Origin of the sequence: Streptomyces sp. P9(2023) (assembly GCF_032436795.1) — a bacterium.
Classification (GTDB): Bacteria; Actinomycetota; Actinomycetes; order Streptomycetales; family Streptomycetaceae; genus Streptomyces.
Window position 1 is genome coordinate 1 of the sequence record NZ_JAUPWM010000884.1, and the last position, 233, is coordinate 233.

The following is a 233-nucleotide window of genomic DNA, read 5'->3' on the forward strand; positions in this document are numbered from 1 at the left end:
GCTGCTCAAACATCAATTAGTTGATGCGGGCATTCATATCGTCGTTCTTGATCAGCCAATGACGCATTCCATTTTAAATGGGATAGCTGAAAACTCGATGATATCAAAAGTGCTGACAGAATTTATGATTGACCTGGCCGCTGCAATGGCCAGAGATGATTATGAAACTCGACAAAAGCGTCAGGCGCAAGGGATAGAAAAGGCGAAAGCTTTGGGAAAATATCAAGGTAGAC

The 233-nt window shown here is 42.9% G+C and carries 1 pseudogene; it reads left to right on the plus strand.

Going from position 1 to position 233, the window contains the following annotated elements:
• Window positions 1-233, plus strand: a pseudogene (locus tag Q5762_RS39795) (serine recombinase); the annotation flags it as partial.